Source organism: Lysobacter avium, assembly GCF_015209745.1.
GTDB lineage: Bacteria > Pseudomonadota > Gammaproteobacteria > Xanthomonadales > Xanthomonadaceae > Novilysobacter > Novilysobacter avium.
This window is the reverse complement of record NZ_CP063657.1, coordinates 2,822,996-2,838,869: the sequence shown is the minus strand read 5'-3', so window position 1 is coordinate 2,838,869 and position 15,874 is coordinate 2,822,996. Positions and strand designations below refer to the sequence as shown.

Below are 15,874 nucleotides of genomic sequence, written 5' to 3'. Positions count from 1 at the left end.
TCGCTCGCCGACACTCGGGATCTCCCCCACTTCCAGGCGTCCCCAATGAGCAAATTCGACCGACTTCCCGACCGCGCAATGGACCTGGCCAACGATTTCGGCGATCGCATCCGGCACGCGATACCGTCCAACGTCGGCGACCGGATCCGTGATGCCATGCCGTCCAACGTGGGCAAGCGCGTGCGCAATGCTCTGCCGTCGCGCGCGGGCGGCCTGCTTGAGGCCGGTGTGGCCTTGGGCGCGATGAAGACCGCCGGCCGCACTGCGACCGTGTTCGTCCGCCGCAACCCGACCATCGCGGTCGCGGCGCTCGCCGGTGCCGGCCTGCTCTGGTACGCCGCCCACCGCCGTGCGCAGAAGGCGGAACGTGGCCTCATTGAAGGCCGCTCGCGCCGCGTTGATGTCACTGCGGTGGCCGATGAGCCGATCTCGGAACGGCACAGCGAGAAACGCGACGATACCGGCAGCATCAGCCCCGGCGTTGCCTGAAACCAGCCTGCCTGGCCGTTGTGGGGGCCAGCTCCGCGCGATTTCGCGTGGGGCGGCTCTACGTGGCGCGGTCCTGCGTGGGGATCAGGCGGGCACGGGTGTCGGCGCGCTTACCGCCGCCGGCAACTCGATCACGAAGACCGACCCACCCCCATCGCGGTCCTCATACCAGAGCTGACCACCGGCGTTGGAGATGATCTGCTTGGCCAGCGACAGGCCCAGACCGCTGGAGACGCCGTCATCTTCGGCCGTGCCGAGGCGGCTGAACGGCTTGAACAGTTCGCGCTGCTGGTGGGCCGGAATTCCCGGTCCACGGTCCGCGGCGACCAGCTGCCAGAAGCCGGGAGCTCCAGGGCGTCCTGACAGCAACAACTCGCCGTTGGGTGCGTATTTCATGGCATTGCTCACCAGGTTCTCCGCGACCTGGCGCAGCACACGGTCGTCGATGGCGACCTTGGTTCCCACCGGCGGCGAGGTCACCGTCAGTGTGATTCCCTGCGCATCGAGCTGGTACTCATAACGGTTTGCCAGCCACTCCAGCGTGTCGCACAGGTCGGCGCAGTCGGAGCCTTCGCATTTTTCGCGCGAAGCACCGGCCTGGGTTTCGAGGTAATGGCGGATATAGCCGATCGCGTCGTTGGCACTTTCGTAGATCATGTCCAGATAACGCGGGATCCGCTCCGGGCGGACTGCCTCGTTGCGCAGGATGTCACTGGCAAACAGCACGCTCGAAAGCGGGTTCTTCAGATCATGGGCGACCAGGTTGACCAGTTCCTGGCGCTCGCGGGCGACACGCTCCAGCCGGTCCCGGGTGAGCTTTAGCCCCACATGCGCGTTTACGCGCGCAATCAACTCCTCCGGCAGGAAGGGCTTGGTGACGTAGTCCACGACGCCGGCGTCGAAAGCGCGCAGCAACAGGTCACGGTCGTGCGCAGCGGTGACGAACACCACCGGTACGCCCATGCCGCGCTCCTTGAGCGCATTCATGACCTCGAAGCCGTCCATGCCGGGCATCATGACGTCGAGCAGGATGAGGTCCGGCTGGGCCTGCTCGCACAGGATCAGCGCTTCCTCACCCGTCCCGGCCGACAGCACGTGGTAACCCTCACGAGTGAGCAGGGTGCTGACCACGCGACGGTTCGCCGACTGATCGTCGACGACCAGAATACTGCCAAGACTGGTCTGGGTAGGTGTCATGTCGGTTCCTGATGCCAAGTCCACCCCGGGACAAGGCCTGCCTCTGGCGCAATAGCAAACCACGAAAAGCTGAATGCGGCACGCAACCGCCTTAACGGTTCAGCTGTGACGAGGGTCCGCAGACAGATCATGCCACTGTCCCGGCATCAATGCGCCCAATTGATGCGGACCGACGGCCACGCGCACCAGTCGCAGGGTGGGCAGGCCGACCGCGGCCGTCATTCGCCGGACCTGGCGGTTGCGACCCTCGCGAATCCGGATCTCCAGCCAGGCATCGGCCACGGTCTTGCGGAAGCGCACCGGCGGATCGCGCGGCCACAGCAAAGGTGCGGGGAGGCTCCGCGCATGCGCCGGCAAGGTCGGACCGTCCTTGAGTTCCACGCCGTTGCGCAACGCTGCCAGCTGCTGCTCATCCGGCGTCCCCTCCACCTGCACCCAATACGTCTTGAGCGCCTTATGGCGCGGATCGGTCAGACGGTGAGCCAGGCGGCCGTCGTCGGTAAGCAGCAGTAACCCTTCGCTGTCGTAGTCCAGGCGACCGGCCGGATAAACCGCAGCGGGCAGCCCGAATCCTGCCAGCGTCTCCCGCGCGGGACCTTCCGGGCCGCTGTCAGTGAACTGGCACAGCACCCGGAAGGGCTTGTTGAACGCGATCAGCAACGATCGCTCAACCGGGTTTGCGGAACCGCAGGGTCATGCGATCGCTTTCGCCGATGGCCTGGTATTTGGCGGGGTCGTCGCCTTCGCTGACATTGTTGCCCGGCGGCAGCGTCCACACGCCGTTGGGGTGGTCGCGGGTGTCACGCGGGTTGGCGTTGATCTCACTGGCCTCCTCGAAGGTGAAGCCGGCGGCTTCGGCGAGTGCGATCACCTGGGCCTCGCCGACATAGCCACTGCCATCGTCATCAGGGACGTCGGCGGCGGCGCGGTGCTCGACCACGCCCAGGGTGCCGCCGGGTTTGAGCACCTTGTAGAAGCCCTCGAACATGCCCGGCGCCTGACCGGATTTGCGCCAGTTGTGCACGTTGCGGAAGGTCACAACGAGGTCCGCGGTGCCCGGGCTGCCCAGCACCGGCGCGGTCGGGTCGTAGCTGACCATGTTGGCGCGGTCGAACTGCGCCGGCGCCGCGGCGAAAGTTGCCTCGAGCTGGTCCTTGGCCTTCTGCTGGTAGTCCCGCCCGCCGCCCTCGGGGAGCGTGGCCGGATCCACTACCGCAGCCACGTAGTTGCCGTCCTGGTGCAGGTAAGGCGCGAGGATCTGCGCATACCAACCCGCACCGGGGGTGATTTCCACCACCGTCTGGTCGGGCTGCAGGCCGAAGAACTGCAGGGTCTCCAGTGGATGGCGATGGGCATCGCGGGCGACGTCATCCGCACTACGCCAGTCACCGCCGACCGCGTCGCGCAGCCTGGCCTGGTCGGTCGCCGCTGCACGCGACTCGCTTTCCGCCGCCGAGTCGGCGCGCTGCGCGTCGGCGCTGTCGAGATTGCCGGTGGCGGGCTCGCCGCTGCAACCCAGCAGGAGGAACGGTGCAAGCGCGCAGCCGAGCAGGGTGAGAGAGGTGCGGTGGTTCATGGGGCGGCTCCAGTGGGAACAGGGCAGACCGCAGCCTAGCGCAAACCAGGTGCGGTCCCGTTGGGATGGCGGGGCGATCAGGCGGCCGACAGGAGCGCCAGTGCCTCGTTGAACGCGCGGCTGGGTCGCATCTCCCTGCCCAGCAGTTCCAGGTCGGGCTGGTAGTAGCCGCCCATGTCGACCGGCTTGCCCTGCGCGGCGTTGAGCTCCTCGACGATCTTTTCCTCATCGCGGCCAAGCGCCTGCGCGATGGGGGCGAACGTCGCCTTCAGCGCGGCGTCCTCATCCTGCGCGGCCAGCGCCTGCGCCCAGTACAGCGCGAGGTAGAAGTGGCTGCCGCGATTGTCGAGCTCGCCGACTTTGCGCGAGGGTGAGCGGTTGTTGTCCAGGAACGTGCCGGTGGCCTCGTCAAGGGTCTTCGCCAGCACACGCGCTCGCGGGTTGTCGTAGCGCTCGGCCAAGTGCTCCAGGGACGCGGCCAGGGCGAGGAACTCACCCAGCGAATCCCAGCGCAGGTGGTTTTCCTTGCTGAACTGCTGCACATGCTTGGGCGCGCTGCCGCCGGCGCCGGTCTCGAACAGGCCACCGCCCGCCATCAACGGAACAATCGACAGCATCTTCGCGCTGGTGCCCAACTCCATGATCGGGAACAGGTCGGTCAGGTAGTCGCGCAGTACGTTGCCGGTCACCGAGATGGTGTCCTCGCCCTTGCGGATGCGCGCCAGCGAGAACTTCATCGCCGCGACCGGATCCATGATGCGGATGTCCAGGCCGGCGGTGTCGTGGTCCTTGAGGTACGTCTCGACCTTGGCGGTCACCTGACGGTCGTGGGCGCGCTGCGGGTCCAGCCAGAAGACGGCAGGTGTGTTGCTCAGGCGCGCGCGGGTGACGGCCAGCTTGACCCAGTCGCGGATCGGCGCGTCCTTGGTCTGGCACATGCGCCAGATATCGCCGGCCTCGACGGCGTGCTCCATCAGCACCGTGCCATTGCCGTCCACCACGCGCACCGTGCCGGCGGCAGGGATCTGGAAGGTCTTGTCGTGGCTGCCGTATTCCTCGGCCTTCTGCGCCATCAGGCCGACGTTGGGCACCGTGCCCATGGTCGCCGGGTCGAACGCACCGTGCGCCTTGCAGTCCTCGATCGCGGTCTGGAACACGGCGGCGTAGCAGCGGTCCGGGATCAGCGCCTTGGCGTCCTGGCGCTCGCCGGCGGCATTCCACATCTTGCCCGAGTCGCGGATCATCGCCGGCATCGAGGCATCCACGATCACGTCGCTGGGCACGTGCAGGTTGGTGATGCCCTTGTCGGAATCCACCATCGCCAGCCTGGGGCGCTTGGCGTACTGGGCGGCGATGTCGGCCTCGATCGCGGCCTGGCGCTCGGCGGGCAGCGACTGGATGCTGGCGTAAAGGTCGCCGATGCCGTTGTCGGGGTCGAAGCCGACCTCACGCAGCTCGTCGGCGTATTTGGCCAGCACGTCGCGGTAGAAGCGGCTGACCACGACGCCGAAGATGATCGGGTCGGAGACCTTCATCATCGTGGCCTTCAGGTGCAGCGAGAACAGCACGTCGCGCGCGCGGGCGTCCTCGATCTGGGCATCGACGAAATCGGCCAGCTTGGAGCGGCTCATCACCGAGGCGTCGATCAGCTCGCCGGCCAGCAGGGCGGTCTTCTCCTTCAGCACCGTGGTCTTGCCATCGGCGCCGACCAGCTCGATGCGCACCGCGCCGGGCTGGTCGATCAGCACCGACTGCTCGCTGCCGTAGAAGTCGCCATCGTCCATGTGCGCGACGTGCGACTGGCTGTCCGCGCTCCACGCGCCCATGCGGTGCGGGTGCTTGCGGACGTAGTTCTTCACCGACAGCGGCGCACGGCGGTCGGAGTTGCCTTCGCGCAGCACCGGGTTGACGGCGCTGCCCTTGGCGCGGTCGTAGCGCTTGCGGGTATCGCGCTCGGCGTCGGTGGCCGGCTCGTCGGGGTATTCGGGCAGCTTGTAGCCGTGCTGCTGCAGCTCGCGGATGGCGGCCTTCAGCTGCGGCTCGGACGCGCTGATGTTGGGGAGCTTGATGATGTTGGCTTCCGGCGTGGTCGCCAGGTTGCCCAACTCGGCCAGGTCATCGCTGACGGCAGCATCGCCGAGCATGTCGGGGAACTGCGCCAGGATCCGCGCGGCCAGAGAGATGTCGCGGGTTTCCACCGCGATCCCGGCGGTGCCGGTGAACGCCTGCACGATCGGCAGCAGCGACTGCGTCGCCAGCAAGGGCGCCTCGTCGGTGAGTGTGTAGATGATCTTGGGGGTATCGGACATTGAGCTCTCGTCGTCGCCATCGGGCCGACCATTGTCGCCTAGACGTCCTGTTCGCGCTCGCGCACTTCCTCTTCGGCCACCGTGTAGAGGGCGGATGGCGCGGCTTCCAGCCGGGCGCGCGGGATCGGATTGCCACTCTGCTCGGACTGGCCGTAGGTGCCTTCCTCGATCTTCTCGAGCGCGCGACGAACCGCTTCCAGGCGCATGCGGTCGTGGGCACGCACGGCGCGGTTGTTGTCCTGCTGCGCGCTCTTTTGCGCGTCGCTGCCGCTGGTACGGGCCTGGTTGGTGCGGGTTTCCTGCATCTGCAGCTCGTCCTCCAGGCGGAAGTCGAGCGAGGACTGCAGCTCGGCCTGCAACTCCTCCAGCCGTTGCTTCTGTTTCTGGATGAAGTCCGGATCAAGTGCGTCGTTGTGCTGGCTCATGCGTATCCCGCGTCGGTTGTTTCGTGGCCACCAGTGTGGCCAAAGCGACGTGATTCCGGCATGACCCCGGAGCGCGGCAGGCGGTTTCGCCGGCCGCGGGCTACCGGTACCAGGCGCGACCGGCTGCGTTTACGCGCCGCAGCACTTCTTGTATTTCTTGCCGCTGCCGCAGGGGCAGGGCTCGTTGCGCTCCGGCGTGTCCAGCGCGCGGATGGGCTCGCGCGGGGTCAGCGCCTCGATGCGGTGGTGGTGCAGGTCGGCCAGCATGTCGGGCAGCATCGCGATGATGCCCAGGCGCTCGGGGTAGTCGATCGGCGTGCCGGGCTGGGCCGGATCCTCGCCGATGACTTCGCCGCTGGCGAGGCGGTCGAACTGCTCGAAGATCTCCTCCATCCAGTCGTTCTGGTCCAGCCAGGTGTCCCACGCGTCCTCCTGCAGCTCCACGGCGGTGAAGAAGCCCAGTGCCCAGTCGCGGCCGACATCCAGCTCGTCTTCCTGTGCTGCCTGCGCGCCTTCGGTCGGATGCTCGGGATCCTCGGGCAGCCACAGCAGCGGCGCCAGGTGGTCGGGCAGGGTCTCGTTGCCGTGGCGCACCCTGGCGAGCGCCATGTTGCGATGGGTAAGCAGCAGGTCTTCGATGCCCGCGCGCTGCGCAGCGTCGTCCCAGCGCGGGGTCTTGCCCCAGATGGTCGGCTCCCACTGGTCCATGGCGAGCTCGGCGGGCGAGACCGCAAGGGCGGTGAAATAGCCGTCCAGCGCTTCCAGGTTGAAGCCGCGGAACGGCACCGCGCGCTGCTCGAGCAGGTTGGCAAGGCGTTCGATCTGGTCGTCGGACAGATAGGCGGATGCAGTCATGGGCGAAGGTCACGGCGGGCAGGGATTGGGCCATGGTAACGGTTGCCCGAAGGCGTCGAGCGTGACCGGCGAGACCCTGCAACGCAGAAGGGCGCACCAGTTGGCGCGCCCTTCCGATGGCAGCCGTCTCCGGCCATGGCGATTCGAGGAATTACTTCACCGTGAAGCTGGTCTTGCGCGGCGCAGCGCTGTCGATGGCGACCTCGGCGGTGTAGTTGCCGGCCGGCCAGCCGTTGGCATTGTTAAAGGTGAAGTTGGTGGTCTCGATACCGTTGGTCGAGATCGACTGCGACTCCTCACCGGCGACCTGGCCATCCTCGTAGACCAGCCGCGTGTGGATGTTCGTGCTGCCGCTGGTCCCGGTGGTGGACACTGACACGATGATCGGATCGTTGGTGGTGAAATCCGTGGTCGAGGTCTGGATCATCTTGTCGGCGCCCGCCTGGGTGCCCAAGGTCACCGACGTGATGCTTACCGCGCTGTTCATCGGCGACGCCGGCTGGGTCGGCGCCGGGGTGCTCATCGGCGGCGGGGTGACGGCGGTGTCAGCAGGCTTGTCCTTCTTGCAGCCCGCCAGGGCGAGCGATGCCACCAGGGCGGTCGCGATGGCATAACGCAGGGTTGGTGCGGTCATGTGGATCTCCTTGGGGATGGGCGCCAGTGCGCTTCAGTGGTCGTCGCGAGCAGGAACGCGCAGGACCTGGCCGGGCTGGATCCGGTCCGGGTTGTGCAGCTGGTCGCGGTTGGCGTCGTAGATCGTGTTCCAGGCGCTGGCCTTGCCATAGAAATGCTTGGCGATGTGCGAGAGCGTGTCGCCGGGCTTCACGGTGTACAGCTCGGACACCGGCTCGCCGATCTTGTCCGCGGTGGTGTCGACGCGCGAACTGACAGCGGAGAAGTCAGCCCGGTCCGCCCTGTTGGCGGTGCTGTCTACTTTGCTGGTGACGCCGGAGAAATCGGCTTTCTTGTCGGGGTGGCTCATTGCATCGGACTCCTGCCATCGGGGCAGGGAGACGATGGCACGCGCCTTGTTAAAACCAGATCGCCGGCGGGTGACGGTTTTGCGACGGCGCGCCGCCAACAGCGCCGTACTGCCGCTTACTGGCGCAGGTCTCTCCCGGGCTCAGGCGCAGGACAGCCCGGCGTTGCCCGCCACGGGTTGATGTCCAGGCCGCCGCGGCGGGTGTAACGCGCCTCCACCGAGAGCTGGGTGGGGCAGGCGTGGCGCATCAGGTCGCAGAAGACCTGCTCCACGCACTGCTCGTGGAAGCCGGCGTGCTCGCGGAAGGAGACCAGGTAACGCAGCAGGCCGGCGCGATCCAGCTGGGGGCCGTGGTAGTGGACCACCAGGCGCGCCCAGTCGGGCTGGCCGGTCACGGGGCAATTGGATTTCAGCAGCTCGCTGGTCAGCGTTTCGGTGACGACATGGGCGGGATCGGCGGCCAGGAAGGCCGGCTGCGGCGGGCCGTAATGGTCGATGGCGATGTCCAGCGTGTCGATCAGGATGGCGTTGTCCTGCGACTCATCCATGACGGGCAGGCCGAAGGCGACCTCGACCGGGCTCCCGGCCACGCGCGACAGGTCCTCGACCATTCGCGCGAGCACCGCCTCGTCACTGACGAACGCGGTGGCGTTGAACGAGTTCAGATAGAGCTTGAGCGACTTGGATTCGATCAGCTGCGGTGAGGTTGCCGGCACCGTGATCGTTGCGGTCGCGACGCGTGGCTTGCCGCGGCCGTCCAGCCAGCCCAGCTCGTAGGCATGCCAGCGGTCGTTACCAATGAAGGGCAGCGCGTCCGCCTGCACGTCCAGCCGGGTCCGGCCGAGGGCGCGGGCGATCGGGAACAGCAGCGATGGATCGTAGGCGCGTGGGTAGGCGACGCTGCGGCCCAGCGGCAGGTCGGCGCCGGTGTCGGTGGCGGCGAGGGAGTCGATGGCGGTCATGGCGCCATTATCCTCCCGATCCGCCCCGGTGCCGGGTGGTGAGGTACTCGGTGGAGCGCATCTCGATCAGGCGCGAGGTGGTGCGCTCGAACGGACCGGCCAGGCGGTGGCCGGTGTACAGGCCGACCGGGTCGGCATCGGCGGTGCAGACCAGGTTGACGTTGCGGTCGTAGAGCTCGTCGATCAGGTTGACGAAGCGGCGGCCGGGATCGTCGTTGCTGCCATCGAATACCGGGACACCGCCGACCAGCACGGTGTGGAACCGGGTCGCGATCTCGATGTAGTCGCCGGTGGCGCGCGGGCCATCGCACAGGGCGTCGAAGTCGAACCAGATGTGGCCGCCGGCGATGCCGCGCACCGGGATGTCGCGGCCTTCGATATGCAGCGGACCGTCCTCGCGCGGCGCGTCGGCGATGATCTGCTTCCAGCGCGTCGCCAGCCACTCGTCGGCCGCGGCATCCAGCGGCGCGCGGTACACCGGCGAGCGGGTCAATGCGCGCAGGCGGTAATCCTGGTCGCTGACCAGCTCCAGAATGTGGCAATGCTGCTGGATCTGGGCGATCGCCGGCAGGAAGCTCTCGCGCTGCAACCCGTCCTTGAACAGGTTTTGCGGGGCGGTATTGGAGGTCGTCACCAGGGCCACCCCGTTGGCGAACAACTGCTCCATGAACCGGCCCAGCAGCATCGCATCGCCGATGTCGGTGACGAAGAACTCGTCCAGCACCAGCACCCGCCAGCGGCGCCCGGCGGCATGGGCGATGGAGGCCAGCGGATCGCGCTCGCCGGCGTGCTCGCGCAGGCGTGCGTGCACGTCGCGCATGAACCGGTGGAAGTGGGTGCGGTGCTTGGCCTGGATCGGCAGGCCGTCGTAGAACAGGTCGACCAGGAAGGTCTTGCCGCGGCCGACGCCGCCCCACAGGTACAGCCCGGGCACGGCCGCCGGCGGCTGCTTGCGCAGGCGCTGCAGCAGGCCGCGCGAGGGCGGCTCCAGCAGCGCCGCGTGGATGCGGTCCAGCTCGGCCAGTGCCGGCAACTGGGCGGGATCGGCATCCCAGTCGCCACGTGCAACGCCGGCGCGGTAGCGCACGCCGGGCAGGGCGCCGGCGTCCGCGGTCACGACGGGGTCAAGCATCGGCGGCAGGCTTCGCCGCTGGCAGGTAGGGACGGATCCCGTGCTTCACCGCGCCGCGCAGGTCGATCAGCTTGCGGTGGAAGAAGTGGCTGGCATCGGGGATGCGGACCAGCTCGGGCGGCTGATCGAAGCCGTCTGCCCACTCATAAACCTTTTCGGGATCCACGACATCGTCCGTCTCGCCCTGGATCACCACCCAGGGGCCGTCGAAGGCCGGGATGCTGTCGAAGCGGTAGCCGCGGCGGCCTGCGGGCGGGGCGATCATGAGCAGCAGGCCGGCATCGACCTCGCTGGCGACCTGGAAGGCGACGTAGGAGCCGAAACTGAAACCCCCCAGCCAGAGCTGGAGGTCGGGGCGCTGCCCGCGTACCCAGGCGATGACGGCCCGGAGGTCATCGGCTTCGCCGTCACCGTTGTCAAAGCGGCCCTCAGACCCGCCCACGCCACGGAAGTTGAAGCGAACCGTGGTGGCGCCGGACTGGTGCAGGCCACGTGCGGTCATGGTGACCACCTTGTTGTGCATGGTGCCGCCCTCGGTGGGGAGGGGGTGGCAGATCACCATCACCACCGGGCGCGGGTCGACGTCGGCCTCGGGCGCTTCCACGATGGCTTCGAGATCTCCGGCCGGGCCGTGCAGGGTGACGTCGACCGGCTTGCCGGAGCGGAATTCCGGATCGTTGGGAAATGCAGGCTTGTCCATCGGCCCATGATAAGCCTTGCCAACGGACGGAACCCGGAAACGACAAAGCCGCCCAAGGGCGGCTCTGTCAGCGGACCGGCAGACCGGTCGACCGTTACTTGAGGTTCTCGACCATCCAGTCGACCGTGGCGATGACCTGCTCGTCGGTCAGGGCCGGATTGCCGCCCTTGGCCGGCATCAGGCCGGCGCTGCCGGTGTAACCCTCGATGGCGTGCTTGTGCAGGGTGTCCATGCCCTGGGCGATGCGTGCCGACCAGTGCGCCTGATCCATGGTCGGTGCACCGCCGGCGCCGGAACCGTGGCAACCCGCGCACAGGCCATCAAAGATCACCGAGCCATCCAGCGTGCCGCCGTAGGCGACCTGCGCCGATGCCGAAGCGAGCGCCGCGGATGCCGCCGCTGCTGCTGCGGCCGCACCGGTGCTGCCAGCGTACACGCCGCCGACGGGCGCGATGCGCTCCACGGTGCGTTGCGCGAAATTGTCCGGCTCGTCGTAGGGAAGCGAGTTGCTGATGATGCGTGAGCCGACCACCAGGCCAAGGCTGAGCAGGATCAGGAAGCCGATCACCAGCGAGAATCTTTTCAGGAAATCAAGGTCGTAATTGCGCACGGTCCCACCTTTTGGGCGCTCCCCGCGATGGGGCGCGCGTCGACGTCCAACGAAAATCCGCAATCAAGCGGCCGCGGGGCAGTATAAAGCGTTGCCGGCCAGACAAGTAGGGGCGGCTCTCCGCCGTGGAATCAAGCACTAAGGCCGCATCGCCTCGAGCGCCGTCTGGTAGCGCTGCAGGTGGTACTGGATCTGGTTCGAGCGCGGGTCGGTCTGCATCGCCGGGGGCACGTCCAGATCCATCAGCTCCAGGTCATCCGTGCCGACCGCGGCCCAACGAGGCAGTCCCGGTCCGTTGGGGTCCCCTTTGCGGGCGAAGTTGGTCCAGTAGCCGGTCATGATCCGCGACAGCTCCTTGCCGGTTGCGTCGACGGTCACGCTGGGCAGGCCAACGGGTTCGAACAGGTAGGGCACGTCATCGCTGTGCGCCGCGCCGGGCACGCTGCCGCGCTTGTCGGCGGGAAGGTGGCTGAAACGGTAGACAAAGGCTTTGCCGCCGTGGGCCGCCACCTGGCGCGCCAGGAAGCGGGCCGGGGCGTGGAAGCCGGTATCGGCGAACCATTCCTCCACCAGCGGCTTGTCATCCAGTGCGGGGTAGGCGCTGCGCGCTTCGTCGGCGGATGTGCCACGCAGGATCGCGGCCAACGGAATATTGAAGTTGGCGACCAGGCTCTGCTCCCAATCGGTGGTGCCGATCATCAGCGGGGTTGGGTTCTGCTCGCCGCGGGCGAAGGTGCGGTCGACGTTGCCGGGCAGGAACCGGCCATCGGTGACGGGCACCATCGCGCCTGCGGGGCGGGTTTCGGAGTAGGCGATGATTTTCTGCCACGGCAACGCGCGCAGCCTCGCCGGGACGTCTCCGCCGGGATCGACGCCCAACGCGGTCGCCAACGCCTCGCCATCCTTCTCCAGCGAGGGCGATCCGGGCTGGTCGACCGAGACCCGGCGGGCCTGTTCCAGGTTGGCCATCGCGCCGCTCTGGGCGATGGCGCGGTGGTACAGGCCGCGGGTCATCGGCGAGGTCATCAGCGCGGTCACGGCCACTCCGCCGGAGGACTGGCCGGCGATGGTGACGTTGCCGGGATCGCCGCCGAATGCGTCGATGTTGTCCTGCACCCAGCGCAGCGCGGCCGCCATGTCCATGAGGCCGTAGTTGGCCAGCGGCTCGTCGGTCTGGCGCGCGGTGAGCGCGGGGTGGGCAAACAGCCCCAGGCTGTCGAGCCGGTAGTTGATGGTGACCACCACCGCGTCCCGCTTGGCCAAAGCCTTGCCGTCGTGCCGCGAGCCTGTGCCGATGCGGGCAAAGCCGCCATGGATCCACATGATCACCGGAACCTTGCTTCCGGCCTTGAGTTGCGGGCTGTAGACACTGAGGTTGAGGCAGTCCTCGGCCATCTCGAACTCCGCCAGCCACGGGGCGACGGCGCCATTGCGCTTCTCGGTGGACTGCGGGCAGATTGCGCCGTGCCGGGTGCCGTCGCGCACGCCTTGCCATTCCGGCGCGGGGCCGGGTGGTCGCCAGCGTCCTTCGCCACTCACGTCCGCGGCGAACGGGATGCCGCGGAATACGGCGATGCCCTCGTCGACAAATCCGCGCACATCGCCCTGGGCGGTGTGCACCACCGGCGCCAGCTCATCACTGCCGCCGGCGACAGGGCGATCGGTCAAGCTGGCGCAAGCTGGCAACGCCGCCGCCAACATCAGGAACCCTGCGATCAAGGCCGGGCGCGGGTCGGGTTGGTACCGGAGGTTGTGGACCATCCTGAAAACACCGTTGGCGAGTGAAGTCAATCCGAGTATCTTGGTAAATGTCCGGACAATCAACGCGCGCGGTTTTCGGCCCTGTTCACCGCGTTGGCAGGACTTTCCAGGCCGCAAAGAACCGCATGCACCTTGGGAACCGGCAGCGGAACGATCAGGAGTGATGGATGGCGATACCCCCGACGCGACAGGTCGTGCAGGTGCTGCGCTACCCCGACGGCATGCCGCGCGAGCGCGACTTCGGCCTGGATCGGCGCACGCTGGATGCGCCCGGTGCCGGCGAGGTCGTGGTGCGCAACCACTGGCTGTCGCTGGACCCGTATCTGCGCCCGTTGCTGGGCGGACGCTACGCGATCACGCGGCCCGAACTGGGCGCGGTGGTTCCCGGTGGCGCGGTGGGACAAGTGGTGCAGAGCAATGCCGACCGCCTGGCCGTCGGCGACTGGGTAGTCGGTGATACCGGCTGGTGCGACGTCGCGGTGGCGCCGCAGGACGCACTGCGCAGGGTCGATCCGGATCTGGCGCCGCCCTCCACCGCGCTGGGCGTGCTGGGGATTCCCGGCCTGACGGCATGGGCCGGATTGAAGACGATCGCCCGTCCGCAGCGCGGCGAAACGGTGCTGGTCTCCACCGCAGCCGGCGCGGTCGGCAGCGTGGCCGGGCAACTGGCACGGCGCGCGGGTTGCCGCACCGTCGGCATCGCCGGGCTGGAGGCGAAATGCACGGTCGCGCGCGAGGCCTTCGGGTTTGACGAATGCGTCAGCCACCTCAGCCCGAGCTTCGTCGAGGACCTGCGCGCGGCGTGTCCGGATGGCATCGATGTTTACTTCGACAACGTCGGCGGGCCGGTGCTCGAAGCGGCGCTGTCGCTGCTGCGGCCGCGCGCGCGCGCGGTGCTGTGCGGCCTGAGTTCGCAGTACAACCAGGGCGAGCGCCCGCCAGGTCCAAACCTGGGCCCGGTGATCGCGGCCCGCGCCACGCTGCAGGGCTTGGTGGTGTTCGACCATCTCGACCGGTTCGACGAATTCACCAATGAGGTCGCACCACTGGTGCGCGACGGCAGCGTGCAGTATCGCGAGTCGGTCAGCGACGGCCTCGCTTCCGCTCCGGCGGCCTTCATCGCGATGATGTCGGGCCGGAACCTGGGCAAATCACTGGTGAGGTTGCCTGAATGAGCGTGTGTATCCACCGTCGCTTCGTCCGCATCGGCCAGCGTCATGTGCATCTGCGTCATGCCGGGCAGGGGCCGGTGCTGGTCCTGCTGCACCAGTCGCCGCAGAACTCGCGGATGTGGCTGGACATGATTGCGCGCTTCGCCGACCGCTATACCGTGATCGCGCCGGACACGCCGGGTTTTGGCTACTCGGACCCGCTCGACATCGCCGAGCCCTCCATTGCCGACTTGGCGGAGGCCACCGTCGCGGTACTGGACGCATCGGGCATCGACCGGTTCGCGGTGTTTGGCATGCACACCGGCGGGCTGGTCGCCGCCCAGGTCGCGGCCGCCTGTCCGGAGCGGGTGACCGCGCTGGTGGTGGATGGCTACGCGGCCTTCACCCCGGCGGAGAGCGCGATCTACGGCGACCGCTACCTGCCTCCGTTCGTGCCCGCGTGGGACGGCTCGCACCTGCGCTGGCTGTGGTCGCGGATGCGCGAGCAGAAATACTTCTTCCCGTGGTACGACGACCGCGCCGAAGCGGCGATGGCGATCGATCCGCACACCACCCAGAGCACTCATGAGGCGGTGATGGACGTGCTGGAGGTCGGCGATGCCTACCGGGCCGGCTATGGCGCCGCGTTCCGCCACATCGAGCACGGATTCCTGTCGACCCTGCAGCCGCCGTCGCTGCTGGTCTTCCGCCGCGGCGATCCTCTGCTGGCCCACCTGCCGCGCCTGCCGGAACTGCCAGCGAACGTGCAGGCAGTGGTCGAGGAGGACGGCATCGCGGGCATGCACGCGCGCATGGATGCGTTGCTCGCGGACAAGCTGGCCGACGAAGCATCGGTCGAACTGATCGCTGCCGGGGCGGAGCGTTCGCCGCACTGCGCGGGTGGGGATGCGGGTCGTGATCCTTCCGGTGGTCCTGACGGCACCGGCTGGTCGCACCGCATTGTCGCCTGCGCGGTGGGCGACATCGCGTTGTGGTCCCACGACGGCGCGGACTCGCTGCGGCTGGTGCTGCATGCGCCGGGAGAGCGGCCGTTGGCGCCCGCCGACCTGGCGGTGGCCGGCACGGCAGCGGTGGTCGCACCGGACCTCCCGGGACACGGCGGCTCGTCCGAGATCGATGCTGACCTGGACGCCGGAACAATGGTGAGCGCGATCCTCGCGACGCTGGGGTCGGTTCCGGGCCAACTGCCGGTCACCATCGAGAGTCACGGCGCGGCCGCAGGCTACGTACCGGCGCTGGCGGCGGCACTGGGCGAGCGCCTGCAGCGGGTCGTGCTGCACCGGCCGTGGCTGCTGGAGGGCGATGAGACCGCGACCCTGCTGGCGCAACTGCCCGACCCGCAGCTGTTGCGCGCCGGTGGCCACCTCGACGAGACCTGGCAGTGGGAGCGCGAACGCCACCTGATGTGGCCCTGGTTGAAACCTTCCGCAGCCGCCCGTCGCCCCGTCGCCGCTCCGACACCGGCCCAGGTCAATGACAACGTGGTCGAGTTGCTGCGTCTGGGCGAGCGCTGCAAGCCGATGTTCCGCGAGGCCGCCTCACCCGGTCTCGCGGCCCGCCTGGGCGCGCTGGGTGTGCCGCTGGCAGCCGGCAGTTCCGCCAGCACCGACGACTATCTCGGCCGCGCCGCCGCATTGCTGGGCGAACAATCCGCCACATCCCCAACCCATCCCTGACACCCGTTCCCGACCCGCCCGCCGCCCG

Annotated in this window: 16 protein-coding genes; 3 read left to right on the top strand and 13 right to left on the bottom strand. The window is 68.1% G+C overall.

Annotated elements, in window-relative coordinates; all coding sequences use genetic code 11:
* Positions 1-45: 45 nt before the first annotated feature.
* A complete protein-coding gene (locus tag INQ42_RS12770; protein WP_194034602.1) occupies positions 46-489 on the top strand; it encodes a hypothetical protein in 444 nt (147 codons plus the stop codon).
* Positions 490-573: 84 nt separating this feature from the next.
* On the opposite strand, the gene INQ42_RS12765 is transcribed toward INQ42_RS12770, so the two are convergent.
* The 13 genes from INQ42_RS12765 to INQ42_RS12705 form a co-directional block, all read right to left on the bottom strand.
* A complete protein-coding gene (locus INQ42_RS12765) occupies positions 574-1,686 on the bottom strand; it encodes a hybrid sensor histidine kinase/response regulator (protein WP_194034601.1) in 1,113 nt (370 codons plus the stop codon).
* A 99-nt stretch (positions 1,687-1,785) separates the two neighbouring features.
* The gene (locus INQ42_RS12760; RefSeq protein WP_194034600.1) at positions 1,786-2,346 is read right to left on the bottom strand and encodes a pseudouridine synthase; all 561 of its coding nucleotides are present in this window, start codon (positions 2,344-2,346) and stop codon (positions 1,786-1,788) included.
* A gap of 7 nt (positions 2,347-2,353) precedes the next feature.
* Positions 2,354-3,262, bottom strand: a complete 909-nt coding sequence (locus INQ42_RS12755) for a class I SAM-dependent methyltransferase (protein WP_194034599.1) — start codon at positions 3,260-3,262, stop codon at positions 2,354-2,356.
* A gap of 77 nt (positions 3,263-3,339) precedes the next feature.
* Positions 3,340-5,571 (bottom strand): NADP-dependent isocitrate dehydrogenase, encoded by a 2,232-nt coding sequence (locus INQ42_RS12750; RefSeq protein ID WP_194034598.1) that lies wholly within the window; start codon positions 5,569-5,571, stop codon positions 3,340-3,342.
* A gap of 38 nt (positions 5,572-5,609) precedes the next feature.
* Positions 5,610-5,996: a TraR/DksA family transcriptional regulator gene (locus tag INQ42_RS12745; protein WP_194034597.1), complete on the bottom strand. Its 387-nt coding sequence runs from the start codon at positions 5,994-5,996 to the stop codon at positions 5,610-5,612.
* Positions 5,997-6,125: 129 nt separating this feature from the next.
* On the bottom strand, positions 6,126-6,851 hold the full coding sequence (locus INQ42_RS12740; protein WP_194034596.1) for a UPF0149 family protein: 726 nt from the start codon (positions 6,849-6,851) through the stop codon (positions 6,126-6,128).
* Between the two features lie 151 nt (positions 6,852-7,002).
* Positions 7,003-7,485 carry a hypothetical protein gene (locus tag INQ42_RS12735; RefSeq protein WP_194034595.1) on the bottom strand — a complete coding sequence of 161 codons (483 nt, stop codon included), beginning with the start codon at positions 7,483-7,485 and terminating at the stop codon, positions 7,003-7,005.
* Positions 7,486-7,518: 33 nt separating this feature from the next.
* A complete protein-coding gene (locus INQ42_RS12730; protein ID WP_194034594.1) occupies positions 7,519-7,833 on the bottom strand; it encodes a LysM peptidoglycan-binding domain-containing protein in 315 nt (104 codons plus the stop codon).
* 116 nt (positions 7,834-7,949) lie between these two features.
* On the bottom strand, positions 7,950-8,795 hold the full coding sequence (gene queF / locus INQ42_RS12725; protein ID WP_194034593.1) for an NADPH-dependent 7-cyano-7-deazaguanine reductase QueF: 846 nt from the start codon (positions 8,793-8,795) through the stop codon (positions 7,950-7,952).
* Between the two features lie 7 nt (positions 8,796-8,802).
* The gene (gene zapE / locus INQ42_RS12720; protein ID WP_194034592.1) at positions 8,803-9,927 is read right to left on the bottom strand and encodes a cell division protein ZapE; all 1,125 of its coding nucleotides are present in this window, start codon (positions 9,925-9,927) and stop codon (positions 8,803-8,805) included.
* Positions 9,920-10,627: an alpha/beta hydrolase gene (locus INQ42_RS12715; RefSeq protein WP_194034591.1), complete on the bottom strand. Its 708-nt coding sequence runs from the start codon at positions 10,625-10,627 to the stop codon at positions 9,920-9,922. The genes zapE and INQ42_RS12715 overlap by 8 nt, the downstream gene beginning before the upstream one ends.
* A gap of 94 nt (positions 10,628-10,721) precedes the next feature.
* Positions 10,722-11,237 (bottom strand): c-type cytochrome, encoded by a 516-nt coding sequence (locus INQ42_RS12710; RefSeq protein WP_194034590.1) that lies wholly within the window; start codon positions 11,235-11,237, stop codon positions 10,722-10,724.
* A 138-nt stretch (positions 11,238-11,375) separates the two neighbouring features.
* On the bottom strand, positions 11,376-12,905 hold the full coding sequence (locus INQ42_RS12705) for a carboxylesterase/lipase family protein (protein WP_194034589.1): 1,530 nt from the start codon (positions 12,903-12,905) through the stop codon (positions 11,376-11,378).
* A 260-nt stretch (positions 12,906-13,165) separates the two neighbouring features.
* On the opposite strand from INQ42_RS12705, the gene INQ42_RS12700 reads away from it, so the two are divergent.
* Together INQ42_RS12700 and INQ42_RS12695 are read left to right on the top strand one after the other, a co-directional pair.
* Positions 13,166-14,173: an NADP-dependent oxidoreductase gene (locus INQ42_RS12700; protein WP_194034588.1), complete on the top strand. Its 1,008-nt coding sequence runs from the start codon at positions 13,166-13,168 to the stop codon at positions 14,171-14,173.
* Complete coding sequence (locus tag INQ42_RS12695; protein ID WP_194034587.1) at positions 14,170-15,846, top strand: alpha/beta hydrolase; 1,677 nt, start codon at positions 14,170-14,172, stop codon at positions 15,844-15,846. The genes INQ42_RS12700 and INQ42_RS12695 overlap by 4 nt, the downstream gene beginning before the upstream one ends.
* Positions 15,847-15,874 lie beyond the last annotated feature (28 nt).